This window comes from Sphingomonas sp. S2-65, assembly GCF_021513175.1.
Lineage (GTDB): Bacteria > Pseudomonadota > Alphaproteobacteria > Sphingomonadales > Sphingomonadaceae > Sphingomonas.
Window position 1 is genome coordinate 683,727 of record NZ_CP090953.1, and the last position, 16,087, is coordinate 699,813.

Here is a 16,087-nt window from a genome sequence, read left to right on the forward strand (position 1 = left end):
CCTAGATCGCCTTCATCACCAGGCTGGCGTTGGTACCGCCAAAGCCGAAGCTGTTGTTGAGGATCGCCTTGACCTTACGCTCCTTCGCCACGTGCGGGACCAAGTCCACGCCAACGCAGTTGTCGCTCGGATTGTCGAGGTTGAGCGTTGGCGGAACGACGCTGTCGCGCATCGCCAGGATGCAGAAGATCGCCTCGACCGCTCCCGCGCCGCCGAGCAGATGGCCGATCGCCGACTTGGTCGAGCTCATCGAAACCGGCCCCAGCGCGTCGCCGAACAGCTTGCGGACTGCGCCCAGTTCCAGTTCGTCACCGAGTGGCGTCGAGGTGCCATGCGCGTTGATATAGTCGATATCTTCGAGCGCCAGGCCCGACTTCCGCATTGCCATCTGCATAGACCGGAACGCGCCGGCGCCTTCCGGATGCGGCGCAGTCACGTGATAGGCGTCCCCAGAAAGGCCATAGCCGATCACCTCGGCATAGATCTTGGCGCCGCGCTTCTTGGCGTGCTCATATTCTTCGAGCACGACCACGCCGGCACCTTCGCCCATGACGAAGCCGTCGCGATCCTTGTCATAAGGGCGGCTGCCCTTGGTGGGATCGTCGCGGAAATTGGTCGAAAGGGCACGTGCCTGGCCGAATCCGGCTATGCCGATCGGGCAGATCGCGCTTTCAGCGCCGCCTGCGAGCATGATGTCCGCATCGTCCATCGCGATCATCCGCGCGGCGTCGCCGATCGAATGTGCGCCGGTCGAGCACGCCGTCACCACCGCGTGGTTCGGACCCATCAGACCGTATTTGATCGAGACCTGACCCGAGATCAGGTTGATCAGCCGGCCATGGACGAAATGCGGACTGACTCGCTTGGGACCCTTTTCCGCGAGCACGAGCGATTCGCTTTCGATGCCCGGCAGACCGCCGATACCCGAGCCAATCGAGCAGCCGGCGCGGAAGCGCGTTTCCTCGTCCATGTCGAGCAGGCCGGCATCTTCGATCGCCTGGCCGGCGGCATCGATGCCGTAGACGATGAAGGGATCGACCTGGCGCTGAATCTTGTGATCGACACGCTTGGAGGGATCGAAACCGAATTCATGATCCGGCGCCTTCACTTCACACGCGTAGTTGGTGTGGAAGTCGGTGGCGTCGAAGCGCTTGATGGTGGCGGCGCCGGATTTTCCGGCGACGATATTCTTCCAGGCGGTTTCGACATCGGCCCCCACCGGGGTGACGAGGCCGAGGCCGGTCACGACTACGCGGCGCATTGGCATTTCTCTCCGTCGAAGTTCACGAAAGTTGTGCGGAGCGGGGGATATTTCCAGCCCTGCTCAAAAGGAAACGGCTCCCCGTCCTCTCTTTCGAGCCGGACGGGAAGCCGCTGAATGGCATGCCGACCCAGGTTAAGGGTACGGAAATCGCCAAAGTTGGCGATCAGCCTTCCTGATGCTCGCTGATATAGCTCACCGCGTCCTGGACGGTGGTGATCTTCTCAGCCGCGTCGTCGGGGATCTCGACGCCGAATTCTTCCTCGAAGGCCATGACCAGCTCGACGATGTCGAGCGAGTCAGCACCGAGATCGTCGATGAAGCTTGCGGTCGGAACCACTTCCTTCGCATCCACGCCGAGATGGTCGACGACAAGCGCCTGGACGCGGGTGGTGATCTCTTCCTGGTTAGCCATGGTCCCTGTTATCCTTTGTGACTGGGCTCTGAATTTGTGTGACCGCACCTAATTGGGTGCCGGTGCGCTGGCAAGAGGCGAAGAACGCCCCCATCCACAACCATCAAGCTTCGGAAAAGTCGTGCGCCGCATATTGGGCGGTGCTGAGAAACGAGAAATATTCGGCGAGCAGTTCCGCATTCGCGCGGGTCTGCTGCGCTTCGTCGGTCACCGCCGCCTGGATGAGCGCCTGCGTGTCCTGCGTGGTGAGGACACGCACGCGCTTTTCCTCCGGCAGCGCCTGGAACTGGTCCTCCAGAGCCGCCGCGTCGAAGCCCTTCTCCTCGACCGCGCGCCGCGCGAGCGGCAGGCCAAGCTTGGCCAGCGCATAAAAGCCCGCGGCCTTGGCGGCGGCAGCCGTCCACTTATGTTCGGCGGCGCACGCCTTGGCCGCGGTGCCGAGCCCCTGCCCCACCGCCGGAGAGTAAGTCAGGCGCTTGCCGGCCTGGGCCAGCGCGCTGCTCGCCTCGGATTCGATCTGGCTGCGGACCGCGGCGTCGAGCTTGGCGCCGACACAGTCGAGCGTGGCGAGATCGGCGGCGCTGGCCGGCACAGCGGACGCGGCGAGGAACAGAGCGGCGGCTAACAGGATACGCATGACTTCACTCCTGCCCCCAGGAACTCGCTCAAAGCATCGCCATTCCGCCGTTCACATGCAAGGTCTGGCCGGTGACGTAGCTGGCTTCCCTGCTGGCGAGGTAGACGACGGCGGCGGCGATGTCCTCGCCCTCGCCCAGCTTGCCCGCCGGAATGCGGCCGGTGAGCGCTTCCTTCTGCGCGTCGGGCAGGACATCGGTCATCGCCGAGCGGATGAAGCCCGGCGCGACGCAGTTGACGGTGATGTTGCGGCTGGCGAGCTCCTGGCCGAGCGCCTTGGACATGCCGACCAGGCCGGCCTTGGATGCCGCGTAGTTGGCCTGGCCGGGGTTGCCGGTGGCGCCGACCACCGAAGTGATCGAGATAATCCGGCCGAAGCGGGCCTTCATCATCGGCTTGGCGGCGGCGCGCATCAGGCGGAACGCGGCCTCGAGGTTGACGGTGATGACCTGGTCCCACTCGTCGTCCTTCATCCGCATGACGAGGTTGTCGCGGGTGACGCCGGCATTGTTGACGAGGATGGCGAGGCTGCCGAGCGCTTCGACGGCCTGGGGGACCAGGGCGTCGACCTGGGCGGCGTCGGAGAGGTTGGCGGGGAGGACGACATGGTCGCCGCCGAGTTCGGCGCGGAAGGCTTCGAGCTTGTCCGGGTTGGAGCCGGAAATAGCGAGCCGCGCCCCTTGGGCGGCGAGGCCTTTTGCAATGGCGGAGCCGATCCCGCCGGAGGCGCCGGTGACGAGGGCGGTCATGCCTGTGAGGTCGAACATGGGGTGGTCCTTCTTTATTGGTTCACGCGAAGGCGCGAAGACGCGAAGTTTCTGTGGTCGTTGACGATGCGGCGGAGCCCCTCCTTGAGCGTGTCGCCGCCGAAATTGATAAGCAGCCCAAAGGGCTGCTTAAGCAAACGAAGGTAGGTCAGCACCTGCTTACCGTGAACCGGCAGCAGCCGCTCGACCGACTTGACCTCAACGAGCACCGAACCGTTGACGATCAGGTCGGCGCGGAACGCCTGCTGAAATCGCAAGCCATCATATTCGATGTCGATCGGACACTGCTGGGCTACCGAGTGACCTCGCTCGACAAGCTTGGCGGCCAAGATGTTCTCGTAGACGCTCTCAAGCAGTCCAGGGCCAAGCCCCCGATGCAGCTTTAATGCCGCGTCGATAATGTCTGCCGCAGTCGCCTCGACGTCATGCATCTTGGCGTCTTCGCGCCTTCGCGTGAAAAAATCAAAGCGTCTTCGAAAGCGCTTCAATGTCTTCCATGGTTACGGCGCTGGTGACGGGGATGTCGGGGGTGATGCGCTTGACCATGCCGGCCAGGACCTTGCCGCCGAGTTCGACGAAGTCGGTCACGCCGGCCTCCGCCATCGCCGCGACGCTTTCGCGCCAGCGGACCATGCCGGTTACCTGCTCGACCAGCAGCGTGCGGATGGTGGCGGGGTCGGCGACGGGGGCGGCGGTGACGTTGGCGTAGAGAGGGATCAGGGGGGCCTGGATCGCGACGTCGGCGAGCGCCTTCGCCATGGCGTCGGCGGCGGGTTGCATCATCGCGCAGTGGAAGGGGGCGGAGACCGGCAGCAGGATGCCGCGCTTGGCGCCGTGATCCTTGGCGATGGCGATGGCGCGCTCGATCGCCGCGCGGGCGCCGGAAATCACCACCTGGGTGGGATCGTTGTCGTTGGCGACGGTGCAGACTTCGCCTTCGGCGGCGGCATCGGCGATCGCCTGCGCCTTGGTGAGGTCGGCGCCCAGCAAGGCAGCCATGGCGCCCTGCCCCACCGGCACCGCAGCCTGCATCGCGTCGCCGCGGATGCGCAGCAGCCTGGCGGTGGTGGCTAGGTCGATCGCACCGGCGGCGCAGAGCGCAGTGTACTCGCCGAGGCTGTGGCCGGCGACGAAATCGGCCTTGTCGGCCAAGCGGATGCCGCCTTCCTTCTCGAGCACGCGCAGCACGGCGATGGCGTTGGCCATGATCGCGGGCTGGGCGTTGGCGGTGAGGGTCAGCTCGTCCTCGGGACCTTCGCGCATCAGGCGAAACAGGTTCTGACCGAGTGCGTCGTCGACTTCCTGGAAAACCTCGCGCGCGGTGGTGCTGGCGTCGGCGAGCGCCTTGCCCATGCCGACGGCCTGGCTGCCCTGCCCTGGGAAGATGAATGCGCGCATATGGCCTCTCCTGTTCGCGGGAATTCGAAGCGGCGCGGGTTAGTACCGTGGCGGGTTGGGGGCAAGGGTTGGTGGGGAGAGTCCTCCTTCGTCACCCCGGCCTTGAGCCGGGGTCCCGCTGTCTTGCCCCACAGAAGAAGAAGCGGGACCCCGGCTCAAGGCCGGGGTGACGAAGAGAGGGGGACCGTGACGGAGAGAGGGGCGCTTGTGGTTAGCCGTGGAGCTCGCTGTGCTCGCACCCACCCCCGCCCCTCCCTTGCAGGGGGGGGTGAAGAAGCACGGGAAAACGCTCCGTTACAATTCGCGACCATTTCGCCCCCTGGCTGGGACGGGGCTGCGACAACCGGATCCTATCTGTTGTTCAACGCCGCTGAACACGGCGTCGGTACAAAGGAGTAAGAGCCATGAAGACGTTTATCCTGGGTCTGGTCGCCGCTTCGGTCGCAGCAATGCCGGTGATGGCCGCAGCACCGCAGCAGCATTACGGCAACCAGCACCGCACCGAAGTGCAGCGCACCACAGTCACCCAGCGCCACAACGGGACGACGGTCGTGAAGCAGCGCACCGCGTATCGCGCGCCGCAATATCGCAGCTGGCATCGCGGCGAGCGCTTTGACAACCGTTATGCCCGCAACTACCGCCAGATCGACTATCGCCAGTATCGCGGCCTGCGCGCGCCGCCGCGCGGTTACCGTTATGTCCAGTCGGGTAACGACGCGGTGCTGGTCGGGATCACCAGCGGGATCATCTCGGCCGTGTTTGCGAACATGGTCCGCTAACCGGCTGATACATAAACGATGGTTGCACAAGGCGGCGGGGCTTCGGCTCCGCCGTCCCTGTTTCGGACAGAAGGATCGGCAACGGTGGTGGAAACTAAGCAGGGCTGCGTGGTTAACGCCGTGCTTACCCTTTGCGAGTTCCCGAAGATTGATCCGCTTGCCCTCCCCTCGCCCCTTCTGGTTGGTCGCCCTTGCCGTGCTTGGCGGCAGCGCCGCGCTGTATCCGATGCTCAGCGACGCGAGCAGCAGCCGGCAGCAGACGCCCGCGTTCCTGGAAGCCGAGCAGCAGCGGCATGCCGCGGCGCATGAGGAGCGGTTCCATACCCATCATCCCGGCAGCATCACCCTGGCCCAGGTCATCGAGATCCAGCGGCAGCGGCGCGCGCTGAAACCCGCCGAGGCCGCGGCGGGCGCTGTGTCGCAAGTACCCGGCTGGGAGGCGCAGCTTGGCGCGTTCGGCAGTGCCCAGGCAGCGCAGCGGCAGCAGGCGCGGCTGCCGGCCTTGTCGCTGCCGGTGGCGGTGCACCGCGACGGCGCGCTGTTCCGGCTGAAGAGCGCGGCGGCTGCCGACCCTGGCGCGGCGCAGGCGTTTTGCGCGGCGGCGGTGGCGGCGGGGTTCGATTGCTTCGTGCGGCGGACGGGTTAGGCTTTCTTCCGCCAACCCGGCGCAAGACAGGTTGACGGAGGTGGTGCTTCTTTTCCCTCTCTCCGCTTGCGGGGAGAGGGTGGCTGAGCGGAGCGAAGCCGGGAGAGGGGCGTGGGGCCTGAGGCGTCCGGCTTGCCGAGAGTGCCCTCTCCCGTGCCCTCTCCCCGCAAGCGGGGAGAGGGAGTTTGGATCGCGCTTGAGCGTGAGTCCGGCTTTTTCGGCCGACAAAAGAAGAAGCGGGATCCCGGCTCAAGGCCGGGATGACGTGGGAGAAGTAGTCTGCTCCCCCCTTGCTTTTCGCCCCGCTTGCGGTCATAGGCCGCGCAGCTGGGGTGGAGACGCTGTCTTCGCCTTTATCTGCTATCGAATACGAGACGACAGCCGGAGGGGCGTTGCACATGGGGTGCACGTCAGCGATCGGCCAACAGAAAGAGAATGCATGGCTCTGTACGAGCACGTGTTCCTTGCGCGCCAGGATCTGGCACAGGCGCAGGTGGACGCACTGGCGGAAACCGCCACCAAGATCATCCAGGACAACGAAGGCCGCGTCGTCAAGACGGAGAGCTGGGGTCTTCGTTCGCTCGCCTATCGCATCGCCAAGAACCGCAAGGCGCATTACGTGATGCTCGAGATCGACGCACCGGGTTCGGTGATCGCCGAGCTGGAGCGCCAGACGCAGATCAACGAAGACGTGATCCGCTACATGACCGTCAAGGTTGACGGCCATGAAGAAGGTCCGACCGTGATGATGCGCAAGGGCCAGGACCGCGAGCGCGGCCGTGGCCGTCGTGATCGCGACGAAGGTGGCAACACCGGTTTCGGTGGCGGCGAGTAAGGAGCTTAGAGAATCATGGCACGTCCCTTTTTCCGCCGTCGCAAGAGCTGCCCCTTCTCCGCGAAGGACGCACCCCGGATCGACTATAAGGATGTCCGTCTGCTCCAGGGCTTCGTGTCCGAGCGCGGCAAGATCGTCCCCTCGCGCATCACTTCGGTGAGCGCGAAGAAGCAGCGCGAGCTGGCCCAGGCCATCAAGCGCGCCCGTCACCTGGGCCTGCTGCCCTACATCGTCAAGTAAGGAGCAGAGACCATGGAAGTCATCCTGCTGGAGCGTATCGAGAAGCTCGGCGTCATCGGCGACGTCGTGAAGGTGAAGGACGGGTTTGCCCGTAACTTCCTGCTTCCGAACAAGAAGGCTCTGCGTTCGAACGCAGCCAATCTGAAGGTCTTCGAAGCCAACCGCGCCCGTATCGAGTCCGAGAACGCTTCGCGCCGTTCGGACGCCGAGAAGGAAGCCGGCAGCTTCAACGACACTTCGGTGACGCTGATCCGCCAGGCATCGAACACCGGCCAGCTCTACGGCTCGGTCGCGGTGCGTGACCTGGTCGAGGCGCTGACCGCCGACGGCCACAAGGTCAACAAGGCGCAGATCGTGCTCGATACGCCGATCAAGGCGATCGGCGTGTACGACGTCAAGGTCGCGCTGCACCCCGAGGTGTCGGTGAACGTCAAGGTCAACGTCGCACGCTCGCCCGAAGAGGCCGAGATGCAGGCGCAGGGCGTCAACGTCATGGAAGCCATGTTCGAGCGCGAAGAGACGGGTTTCGTCGAAGCGCGCGATCCGAACCTGGAGCCGGGCGAGTTCGCCGAGGAAACTCCGGCCGAGGGCGACAACGCCTGAAGCCAGCGGTTCCGCTGAACAAACGAAAGGGCCGTTTCGGGAAGCCGGGGCGGCCCTTTTGCCATGTGCGGCGCGCGCGGCGGGGACAAAACAAAAGGGCCGCCGGTTAGGGCGACCCTTTCGCGGGAGTAACTCGAAGGTTCGGCTCAGGGACAGGACATGCAAGCGCCGATCACTGCCGCCAGCGGGATCAGGGCGAAGAAGACGGGGACGACCTTGCTCATCACATCAAGCCTTGGGAAAAGGAAGTTGCCGTGGAGAACGAGCCGATTTCGAGAAGGTTGCAGGCGGATGAACGCGCCGTTCGGAGCCGGTTAACCGATTCCGCGGGATAGCGCGGCGTGCTGACTCTCCTGCTGCTCCCCGTGTTGACGGCCCTGGCGGCGGCCCCTGTCCCGCCGACGCTCGAACAGGCGATCCTGGCCGAGCTGAACGTCGTGCGCGCGGATCCGCGGCGCTACGCGGCGGCGCTGCGTGGGTATCGGCGCTATTTCAAGGGGCGCATCGTCTACACGCCCACGCGCCCTGGGGGGATCCGCACCGCCGAGGGCGTGAAGGCAGTGGACGAGGCGATCGCGTTCCTGGAGCGCCAGCCGGTCACGCCGCCGCTCTCCGCCGCGCCGCTGCTAGCGCGGGCGGCGGGGGTCCATGTCGCCGAACAGGGGCCGCGCGGCGACACCGGGCACCGCTCGCGCGACGGCGCCGACCCGCGCGACCGGATGCAGCGGCTGGGCGGCGGCAATTATGTCGCGGAGACGATCACTTATGGTCCCGACACCGCCGCCGAAGTGGTGCGCCAGCTGATCGTCGACGACGCCGTGCCGACGCGCGGGCACCGCCGGACGGTGTTCGCCGCCGAGATGCGCTTCGCCGGCGCGCAGTGCGGGCCGCACAAGGTCTATGGGACGATGTGCGTGGTGGAATATGGGCGCACCGAGACCGGGCGGTACTGACCGGCTATTTGCGGCCGAACAGCTTCTCGATGTCGCCGTGTGCCAGCTTTACCCAGGTGGGGCGGCCGTGGTTGCATTGCCCGGAGTGCGGGGTGGCCTCCATCTCGCGGAGCAGCACGTTCATCTCGGCGACGCCCAGGATGCGGCCGGCGCGGACCGAGCCGTGGCAGGCCATGGTCGCGGCGACATGGTCGAGGCGTTCCTTGAGGCTCAGCGCCTCGTCGAAGCCGGCGAGTTCATCGGCGAGATCGGTGACCAGGCCGTGCACGTCGCCCTGCCCGAGCAGCGCGGGCGTGGCGCGGACCAGCATCGCGCGCGGGCCGAAGCGTTCGAGCTCGAGGCCGAATTCGGCGAGCTCTGCGGTGCGCGATTCGAGGCGGTCGCAGGCGGGCTCGTCGAGCTCGACGACTTCGGGGAGGAGCAGCGCCTGACTGGCGACGCCACCGCCCTGCACCGCGCGGCGCATGCGTTCGAGGACGAGGCGCTCATGCGCGGCGTGCTGGTCGACCAGGACGAGGCCGTCTGCGGCTTCGGCGACGATGTAGGTCTTGGCGACTTGGCCGCGGGCGACGCCCAGCGGGAAGTCGGTGCTGGCGGGCACCGGCGCCTCGGCGGGCTCGGCGCGCGCCTGGGGCGGCGGCGAGAAGAAGGTCGGGCGGCGTTCGTGCACCGCGCCGGAATAGCGGGCGAGCGGTTCGTAGGCCGGGGTGGGCTGGACAGGCTCGGCAGTCCACATGCCGAGTGCCGCTTCGCTGGGTCGTTGGACGCTGCGGTGACCGGCTTCGTCGAGCGCGCGACGCAACCCGCTGACGATCAGGCCGCGGGCGAGCGCGGGGTCGCGGAAGCGGACTTCGGTCTTGGCGGGGTGGACGTTGACGTCGACCTGGTCGGCGGGGACGTCGAGGAATAGCGCGACGACGGGATGGCGGTCGCGGGCGAGCATCTCGGCATAAGCGCCGCGCACCGCGCCGGCGAGCAGGCGATCCTTCACCGGGCGGCCGTTGACGAAGAGATATTGGTGATCGGCGACCCCGCGGTTGAAGGTGGGAATCGCGGCGACGCCGCCGAGCACCAGCCCCTCGCGTTCGAAGTCGATGGCGACGCTGTTGTTCGCAAGCTCGCGGTCGGTGAGGCCGGCGACGCGCTGCGGCCGGGTCTCGCCGCCCTGGACGGAGAGCACGCGGCGGCCCTCATGCTCCATCGAGAACGCGATGTCGGGGCGCGCCATGGCGAGGCGCTTGACCACGTCCATGGCGGCGGCGAACTCGGCGCGCGAGGAGCGGAGGAACTTGCGACGGGCGGGCACGCGGGCGAACAACTGCTCGACGCGAACGCGGGTGCCGGGGGGCAATGCCGCGGGTCCTTCCTCGAGCCGGTCGCCATTGTCGAGCGTGAGCGCCCAGCCGTCCGCGCCGCGCACCCGGCTCTCCAGCGTCAGCCGCGCGACGCTGGCGATCGAAGGCAACGCTTCGCCGCGAAATCCCAACGTCGTGACTTGGTCGATCTCGTCATCGGGCAGCTTGGAGGTGGCGTGCCGCTCCAGCGCCAAGGCCATTTCGGCGGCGTCCATCCCGCAGCCATCGTCGATAACTTCGATCAACTCTGTCCCGCCTGCGGCGAGCCGAATGGCGATCCTGGTTGAACCCGCATCGATCGCGTTTTCGACCAGTTCCTTGAGGGCGGATGCAGGGCGTTCGACCACTTCTCCGGCGGCGATCCGGTTGACAAGATGCTCTGGGAGACGGCGTATTGACATGCCCAACCGTCTAGCCCAACGGAAGGCATCCCGCGACCCGCAAGCGCACGCACCGAGGTGGATTTTCCCAAGTCCATCCCGGCAGGGTCCGGACTAAATCTAGTGCGAACAGCCGGCGGCGGGCGCCCGACCGGGCAGGACGGAACAACGAATGGCTTTCTCCCGCTTTTTCAAATTCATGTCCCACGACATGGCAATCGATTTGGGTACCGCGAACACGGTCGTTTACCTGCGTGGACGCGGCATCGTCCTGAACGAACCCTCGGTTGTCGCGGTCGAGACGCTGAACGGGGTGAAGAAGGTCAAGGCGGTCGGCGACGACGCCAAGATGATGATGGGCAAGACCCCCGGGTCGATCGAGGCGATTCGCCCGCTCCGCGACGGCGTCATCGCCGACATCGATGTCGCCGAGCAGATGATCAAGCACTTCATCCAGAAGGTGCACGGACAGCGCCGCTTCATGCGCTGGCCCCAGATCGTGATCTGCGTGCCGTCGGGATCCACCAGTGTCGAGCGCCGCGCGATCCGCGATGCCGCGTCCAACGCAGGCGCCAGCCAGGTCTGGCTGATCGAGGAGCCGATGGCTGCGGCGATCGGCGCCGGTATGCCGGTGACCGAGCCGATTGGGTCGATGGTCGTCGATATCGGCGGCGGCACCACCGAAGTGGCGGTGCTGAGCCTGCGTGGCCTGGCCTATTCCACCAGCGTGCGGGTCGGCGGCGACAAGATGGACGAGGCGATCGTCTCCTATGTCCGCCGCAACCACAATCTGCTGATCGGCGAAGCCACGGCCGAGCGGATCAAGCAGGAAGTCGGCGTCGCAAAGCCGCCGGTGGACGGGATCGGCAAGACGATCCACATCAAGGGCCGCGATCTCGTCAACGGCGTGCCCAAGGAAATCCAGATCAACCAGGGCCAGATCGCCGAGGCGCTGTCCGAGCCGGTCGGCACGATCGTGGAAGGCGTCCGCATCGCGCTGGAGAACACCGCGCCGGAGCTGGCCGCAGACATCGTCGACCAGGGCATCGTCCTGACCGGCGGCGGCGCGCTGCTGTGGGGTCTGGACGAAGTGCTGCGCGACGAAACCGGGCTGCCGGTGACGGTCGCCGAGGACCCGCTGACCTGCGTGGCGCTCGGCACCGGCCGTGCACTCGAGGATCCGGCGTTCCGCGGCGTTCTGCTCGCCGTCTGACGGGGGTTAGAGGCACATGGCGCCGCCACGCAACCGGCGCCCGGGCTTTTCGCGACGCGCGCAGTACGGGCTTTTTCTCACCTATGTCGGTGCGATCAGCGGCGCGTTGATCGGCGCCGTGCTGTTGCTGCTGTCGGCCTTCAACCCGCCCGCATTCGCCGCGCTGCGCCGAACCGTTGCCGAGGTGACCACCCCCGTCTCGTCGGGCATGGCGTGGGCGGCGGCTGGCGTGTCCGGGGTGCCGTCCGCAGTGGGGAGCTATTTCACCGTACATGGTGAGAACGCCCGGCTGAGGAAGCAACTCGCCGCCGAGCAACAACTGGTGTCGCGCGCGCAGACGCTGATCCGCGAGAACGGCAAGCTGCGCGGGCTGTTGAAGCTGCGCGACGTCGGCAGCGAGATCGTCGTCACCGCCCGGCTGGTCAACAGCTCGGCGACGAGCACGCGCCGCTATGCCACCTTGAACGCCGGCAGCTGGCAGGGCGTTCAGCATGGCCAGCCGGTGCGCGAACCCGCGGGACTGGTGGGCCAGGTGGTGGAGGCAGGACCGAACACCGCCCGCGTGCTGCTGATCGTCGACGCGGAGAGCATCGTTCCCGTCCGCCGCACGCGCGACGGCGTGCCGGCGATCGCCGCCGGACGCGGAGACGGCATGATCGAGATCCGATCGGCCGGCGCGGCGGCGATGATCTTCCGTCCGGGCGACGCCTTCGTCACCTCTGGCACCGGCGGCATCTTTCCCCCCGACGTTCCGGTCGCGCATGTGATCAAGCCGGGGCGCGACATCGCGGTGGCCGAGCCCGAAGCCAACCCAAGCACGCTGGATTTCGCGGTGGTCCAGCCGAGCTTCCTGCCGCCTCCCCCGCCGCCTGCTCCCGCTCCCACCGCCGGCGCGAGCACGACTCCCGCTGCTTCACCAGCGGCACCGTGAGCGGCATCGAGTTCATCCCGTTTGGTCAATCCGAGCGCCCGCCGCGCGCGCGCTGGCTGGCGCCCCTCTCGGTGGTGCTGGGATCGTCGGTCACGCTGATTCCGATCGTCGCAACGGTGCCGATGCTGCCGCCCTTCGGGCTGATGATGCTGCTCGGCTGGCGCATGATCCGCGGTGATTCGATGCGGGTCTGGGCGCCGGTGCCGCTGGGCTTCTTCGACGACCTGGTGAGCGGCCAGCCGCTAGGCAGCGCCATGCTGCTCTGGACGCTGTGCGTGCTTGCCATCGACGTGCTAGACACACGGCTTGTGTGGCGTGATTTCTGGCAGGACTGGCTGATTGCGACGGGTGCGGTGGGCTTCTGCCTCATCGCCGGCCGCCTGATCGCCGCTCCGTTCGGCGCGCATGTCGACACTGCATTGTTGTTCCAGATCCTAGCCGCGGCGGCGTTCATGCCCGTGATCTTCCGCCTGTGTGCCTGGCTGGACCGGGACACGAAGAAGGCTTGATGGCACGCATTTCCGAGGCAAGTCAGGCCTATAGTTTCTCCCGCCGCGCGGTGTTGTTCGGCGGCGGGCAGGCCGCGGTCGGCCTGGTGCTCGCCGGGCGCATGACCTGGCTCGCGGTGTTCGAGAACGAGCATTACAAGCTGCTGGCGGAGAGCAACCGCGTCAACATGACGCTGTCGCCCCCGCGGCGCGGCTGGATCGTCGATCGCAACGGCGTGCCGATCGCCAACAACCGCACCGACTTTCGCGTCGACCTGATTCCCGACCGGCTGGAAAATCGCGAGCAGGTGCTCGCCACGCTGCAGCAGATCCTGAGCCTGACGCCCGAGGACATGGAGCGCATCCAGGTCGACCTGAAGCGGGCAGCAGGGTTCCAGCCGGTGGCGGTGAAGGAAAACCTCGACTGGGAGCGGTTCGCGGCGATCAGCGTGCGGCTGCCCGAGCTTCCGGGCGTGGCCCCTACCCGCGGATTCGCCCGCAACTATCCGCTGGGCGCCGGTGTCGGCCACCTGGTGGGCTATGTCGGCACCGCGTCGGCCGAACAGTATAAGAAGGAAAAGGACCCGCTGCTCGTCACCCCCGGTTTCAAGCTGGGCAAGGACGGGCTCGAGCGGTCGATGGAGGCCGAGCTTCGCGGCAAGGCCGGCGCCAAGCGCGTCGAAGTCACCGCGCACGGCCGCCTGGTGCGCGAGCTGGAGACTCGGCCCGACGAGCCGGGCAAGAACATCAAGCTGACGATCGACGCGCTGCTGCAGGAATATGTCGCGCGGCGGCTGGGCACCAATTCCGGATCGGCCGTGGTGATCGACGTCACCAATGGCGACATCCTCTCCATGGTGTCGATGCCGGCTTATGATCCCAACAGCTTTTCCGACGGGATCAGCCAGAGCGAATGGAAGATCCTGGCCGAGGACGACCACGTCCCCTTGATGAACAAGGTGCTCCAGGGGCTGTATCCGCCGGGCTCCACCGTCAAGCCGATGAACGGGCTGGCGCTGATGCAGGCCGGTGTCGACCCGCATATGCGGATCAGCTGCTCGGGTGCGATGCGCGTCGGCAATGGCGTGTTCCACTGCCATAAGCGCGGCGGCCATGGTCCGCTCGACCTGCGCAACGCGATCATGCAGAGCTGCGACATCTATTTCTATGAGATGGTGCGCCGGGTCGGCTATGATGCGATCGCGCCCGTCGCCCGCGCGATGGGGCTCGGCCAGAAGTTCGACCTGCCCTTTTCCAGCCAGCGTTATGGCACGGTGCCCGACAGCGCGTGGAAGGAACGGCGCTACAAGGCCAAGTGGACGGTCGCGGACTCGCTCAACGCGTCGATCGGCCAGGGCTATGTGCTGTCCAACCCGCTCCAGCTGGCGGTGATGGCCAGCCGGCTCGCGTCGGGGCGTGCGCTGGTGCCGCGGCTGATCGCGGGCACGCTGGGCGAGCCGGTGGCCCCGCTGGGAGCGACACCCGAGCAGCTTGCGATCATCCGCGACGCGATGTTCGGGGTGGTGAATGCCGGCGGTACCGGCGGCGCCGCGCGGATGCTGGTGCCCGGGGTGGCGATGGCCGCCAAGACCGGTACGGCCCAGGTGCGCCGCATCACCATGGCCGAACGGCGTGGCGGCGTGCTCAAGAACGGGCAGCTGCCGTTCAAGCTGCGCGATCACGCGCTGCTCGTCTGCTTCGCCCCGGCGGACAATCCCAAATATGCTGCGGGCATCGTGCTCGAGCATAACGGCCACACTGTGCGGAACCTCGACACGCCGATGATCGGGCGCGACATCATGACGTTCCTGTTCGACCGCGAACGCGCGATAAAGTCGCTCCACGAAGTCGAACCGACTTGGGGCGGCGACTATACGACGCGGATCAAGGCGCAGGCCGACGCCTTCAAGGCAGCCCAGAACGCGCCGCCACCTCCCGCGCCCGAAGACGCGGCCGGTGCAGTGAGCAACATCGCTTCGGAAGCGGCCGACGCCACCACCTCCAACACCGTCGACCCCAGAGCCGCCGAGCGCGGCAGCGCGGAGATTGAACCATGAGTTCGCTTGGCCCCGGACTGGTGCCGCAGCCGCTGGCGCAGCTGCCGTGGAAGGTAATCCTGCTGGTGCTGGCGATCGGTAGCTTCGGGCTGGTCGTGCTGTTCTCGGCAGCTGGCGGCAATCTCTATCCCTGGGCGTGGAACCAGGGCGTGAAAGTCTTCGTGTTCCTCGGCATGGCGATCGCCCTGTCGCGGGTTCCCGAGCGATGGTGGGCGCTGGGCACCTTCCCGGTCTATACCGTCATCCTGCTGATGCTGTTCGGCGTGGAGTTGCTGGGCGCGGTGGCGGGTGGAAGCCAGCGCTGGCTCGAACTCGGCTTCATCCGGCTCCAGCCCTCGGAGCTGATGAAGCCGGTGATCGTGCTGACCATGGCCCGCTTCTACGAGATGCTGCCGGTGGGCGAGATCCGCAAGTTCGGCGCGATCTGGCCGGCGGCGGTGCTGATCGGCCTGCCTGCCGGGCTGGTGATGCTGCAACCCGACCTCGGCACGGCGCTGATGATCACCGGCTGCGGCGTGATCGTGATGTTCCTGGCGGGCATTCCGCTGCGGCTGTTCATCGGCGGCGCGCTGCTGCTGGCGGTGTCGGCGCCGCTGGCGGTCAATTTCCTGCTCCACGACTATCAGCGAAACCGCGTGCTGATCTTCATGGATCCGGAAAGCGATCCGCTGGGCACCGGCTATCATATCAGCCAGTCGAAGATCGCGATCGGATCGGGCGGCGTGTTCGGCAAGGGCTTCCTGAACGGTACCCAGAGCCACCTCGATTACCTGCCAGAGGGGCACACCGACTTCGCGCTGGCGACGATGATGGAGGAATGGGGCCTGATGGGCGGGGTGCTGCTGATCATCGCCTTCGGGCTGCTGATCGGCTGGGGGATCAATGTCGGGCTGCGCGCCAAGACCCGCTTCGGGCGGCTGACCGCGGCCGGGCTGTCGGGGACGATCTTCCTGTACGCGTCGATCAACATGGCGATGGTGATGGGCCTGGCGCCGGTGGTCGGCGTGCCGCTGCCGCTGGTGAGCTTCGGCGGCACCGCGGTGATGACGATCATGATCTGCCTGGGCATCCTGATGTCGATCGACCGCGAAAGCCGCCGCGTCACCCGCTGGTGACTTTTTCGAGAAAAA

The 16,087-nt window shown here is 66.6% G+C and carries 18 protein-coding genes; 11 read left to right on the forward strand and 7 right to left on the reverse strand.

Features of this window, described 5'->3' with window-relative positions:
• Position 1: 1 nt before the first annotated feature.
• The 6 genes from fabF to fabD form a co-directional block, all read right to left on the reverse strand.
• On the reverse strand, positions 2-1,261 hold the full coding sequence (gene fabF, locus LZ586_RS03380) for a beta-ketoacyl-ACP synthase II (RefSeq protein WP_235078278.1): 1,260 nt from the start codon (positions 1,259-1,261) through the stop codon (positions 2-4).
• Between the two features lie 166 nt (positions 1,262-1,427).
• The gene (locus LZ586_RS03385) at positions 1,428-1,676 is read right to left on the reverse strand and encodes an acyl carrier protein (RefSeq protein ID WP_235078279.1); all 249 of its coding nucleotides are present in this window, start codon (positions 1,674-1,676) and stop codon (positions 1,428-1,430) included.
• Between the two features lie 103 nt (positions 1,677-1,779).
• Positions 1,780-2,313 (reverse strand): hypothetical protein, encoded by a 534-nt coding sequence (locus LZ586_RS03390; RefSeq protein WP_235078280.1) that lies wholly within the window; start codon positions 2,311-2,313, stop codon positions 1,780-1,782.
• A 28-nt stretch (positions 2,314-2,341) separates the two neighbouring features.
• Positions 2,342-3,079, reverse strand: a complete 738-nt coding sequence (fabG, locus tag LZ586_RS03395) for a 3-oxoacyl-[acyl-carrier-protein] reductase (RefSeq protein ID WP_235078281.1) — start codon at positions 3,077-3,079, stop codon at positions 2,342-2,344.
• Between the two features lie 14 nt (positions 3,080-3,093).
• Positions 3,094-3,510 carry a GxxExxY protein gene (locus LZ586_RS03400; protein ID WP_235078282.1) on the reverse strand — a complete coding sequence of 139 codons (417 nt, stop codon included), beginning with the start codon at positions 3,508-3,510 and terminating at the stop codon, positions 3,094-3,096.
• Positions 3,511-3,541: 31 nt separating this feature from the next.
• Entirely contained in the window at positions 3,542-4,477 is a 936-nt protein-coding gene (gene fabD / locus LZ586_RS03405) for an ACP S-malonyltransferase (RefSeq protein WP_235078283.1), read from the reverse strand.
• A 404-nt stretch (positions 4,478-4,881) separates the two neighbouring features.
• On the opposite strand from fabD, the gene LZ586_RS03410 reads away from it, so the two are divergent.
• From LZ586_RS03410 to LZ586_RS03435, 6 genes are all read left to right on the forward strand, one after another.
• Positions 4,882-5,256, forward strand: a complete 375-nt coding sequence (locus LZ586_RS03410) for an RcnB family protein (RefSeq protein ID WP_235078284.1) — start codon at positions 4,882-4,884, stop codon at positions 5,254-5,256.
• Positions 5,257-5,437: 181 nt separating this feature from the next.
• Positions 5,438-5,902 carry an SPOR domain-containing protein gene (locus LZ586_RS03415; RefSeq protein ID WP_235078285.1) on the forward strand — a complete coding sequence of 155 codons (465 nt, stop codon included), beginning with the start codon at positions 5,438-5,440 and terminating at the stop codon, positions 5,900-5,902.
• A 439-nt stretch (positions 5,903-6,341) separates the two neighbouring features.
• Positions 6,342-6,737 carry a 30S ribosomal protein S6 gene (gene rpsF / locus LZ586_RS03420; protein WP_235078286.1) on the forward strand — a complete coding sequence of 132 codons (396 nt, stop codon included), beginning with the start codon at positions 6,342-6,344 and terminating at the stop codon, positions 6,735-6,737.
• Positions 6,738-6,752: 15 nt separating this feature from the next.
• Positions 6,753-6,977: a 30S ribosomal protein S18 gene (gene rpsR / locus LZ586_RS03425; protein WP_010543816.1), complete on the forward strand. Its 225-nt coding sequence runs from the start codon at positions 6,753-6,755 to the stop codon at positions 6,975-6,977.
• Positions 6,978-6,989: 12 nt separating this feature from the next.
• Positions 6,990-7,580, forward strand: a complete 591-nt coding sequence (rplI, locus tag LZ586_RS03430) for a 50S ribosomal protein L9 (RefSeq protein ID WP_235078287.1) — start codon at positions 6,990-6,992, stop codon at positions 7,578-7,580.
• A gap of 341 nt (positions 7,581-7,921) precedes the next feature.
• Positions 7,922-8,533, forward strand: a complete 612-nt coding sequence (locus tag LZ586_RS03435) for a CAP domain-containing protein (RefSeq protein ID WP_235078288.1) — start codon at positions 7,922-7,924, stop codon at positions 8,531-8,533.
• A 4-nt stretch (positions 8,534-8,537) separates the two neighbouring features.
• Here LZ586_RS03435 and mutL read toward each other — a convergent pair whose 3' ends face one another.
• Positions 8,538-10,289 (reverse strand): DNA mismatch repair endonuclease MutL, encoded by a 1,752-nt coding sequence (gene mutL / locus LZ586_RS03440; protein ID WP_235078289.1) that lies wholly within the window; start codon positions 10,287-10,289, stop codon positions 8,538-8,540.
• 151 nt (positions 10,290-10,440) lie between these two features.
• Between mutL and LZ586_RS03445 the strand changes: the two genes are divergently transcribed.
• From LZ586_RS03445 to rodA, 5 genes are read left to right on the forward strand one after another with little or no spacing between them, the layout of a single operon-like run.
• The gene (locus LZ586_RS03445) at positions 10,441-11,481 is read left to right on the forward strand and encodes a rod shape-determining protein (RefSeq protein ID WP_235078290.1); all 1,041 of its coding nucleotides are present in this window, start codon (positions 10,441-10,443) and stop codon (positions 11,479-11,481) included.
• A 16-nt stretch (positions 11,482-11,497) separates the two neighbouring features.
• A complete protein-coding gene (gene mreC, locus LZ586_RS03450; RefSeq protein WP_235078291.1) occupies positions 11,498-12,412 on the forward strand; it encodes a rod shape-determining protein MreC in 915 nt (304 codons plus the stop codon).
• Positions 12,409-12,921, forward strand: coding sequence for a rod shape-determining protein MreD (gene mreD / locus LZ586_RS03455; protein ID WP_235078292.1), 513 nt, complete (start codon positions 12,409-12,411; stop codon positions 12,919-12,921). Before mreC ends, mreD begins: the two co-directional genes overlap by 4 nt.
• The gene (mrdA, locus tag LZ586_RS03460; protein WP_235078293.1) at positions 12,921-14,957 is read left to right on the forward strand and encodes a penicillin-binding protein 2; all 2,037 of its coding nucleotides are present in this window, start codon (positions 12,921-12,923) and stop codon (positions 14,955-14,957) included. The genes mreD and mrdA overlap by 1 nt, the downstream gene beginning before the upstream one ends.
• Entirely contained in the window at positions 14,954-16,072 is a 1,119-nt protein-coding gene (gene rodA, locus LZ586_RS03465; RefSeq protein ID WP_235078294.1) for a rod shape-determining protein RodA, read from the forward strand. Before mrdA ends, rodA begins: the two co-directional genes overlap by 4 nt.
• Positions 16,073-16,087 lie beyond the last annotated feature (15 nt).

Coding starts and splice junctions, on each gene's coding strand:
- fabF (WP_235078278.1), bottom strand. CDS start 1,261: ATGCGCCGCGTAGTCGTGACCGGCCTCGGCCTCGTCACCCCGGTGGGG.
- LZ586_RS03385 (WP_235078279.1), bottom strand. CDS start 1,676: ATGGCTAACCAGGAAGAGATCACCACCCGCGTCCAGGCGCTTGTCGTC.
- LZ586_RS03390 (WP_235078280.1), bottom strand. CDS start 2,313: ATGCGTATCCTGTTAGCCGCCGCTCTGTTCCTCGCCGCGTCCGCTGTG.
- fabG (WP_235078281.1), bottom strand. CDS start 3,079: ATGTTCGACCTCACAGGCATGACCGCCCTCGTCACCGGCGCCTCCGGC.
- LZ586_RS03400 (WP_235078282.1), bottom strand. CDS start 3,510: ATGCATGACGTCGAGGCGACTGCGGCAGACATTATCGACGCGGCATTA.
- fabD (WP_235078283.1), bottom strand. CDS start 4,477: ATGCGCGCATTCATCTTCCCAGGGCAGGGCAGCCAGGCCGTCGGCATG.
- LZ586_RS03410 (WP_235078284.1), top strand. CDS start 4,882: ATGAAGACGTTTATCCTGGGTCTGGTCGCCGCTTCGGTCGCAGCAATG.
- rpsF (WP_235078286.1), top strand. CDS start 6,342: ATGGCTCTGTACGAGCACGTGTTCCTTGCGCGCCAGGATCTGGCACAG.
- rpsR (WP_010543816.1), top strand. CDS start 6,753: ATGGCACGTCCCTTTTTCCGCCGTCGCAAGAGCTGCCCCTTCTCCGCG.
- rplI (WP_235078287.1), top strand. CDS start 6,990: ATGGAAGTCATCCTGCTGGAGCGTATCGAGAAGCTCGGCGTCATCGGC.
- mutL (WP_235078289.1), bottom strand. CDS start 10,289: ATGTCAATACGCCGTCTCCCAGAGCATCTTGTCAACCGGATCGCCGCC.
- LZ586_RS03445 (WP_235078290.1), top strand. CDS start 10,441: ATGGCTTTCTCCCGCTTTTTCAAATTCATGTCCCACGACATGGCAATC.
- mreC (WP_235078291.1), top strand. CDS start 11,498: ATGGCGCCGCCACGCAACCGGCGCCCGGGCTTTTCGCGACGCGCGCAG.
- mrdA (WP_235078293.1), top strand. CDS start 12,921: ATGGCACGCATTTCCGAGGCAAGTCAGGCCTATAGTTTCTCCCGCCGC.
- rodA (WP_235078294.1), top strand. CDS start 14,954: ATGAGTTCGCTTGGCCCCGGACTGGTGCCGCAGCCGCTGGCGCAGCTG.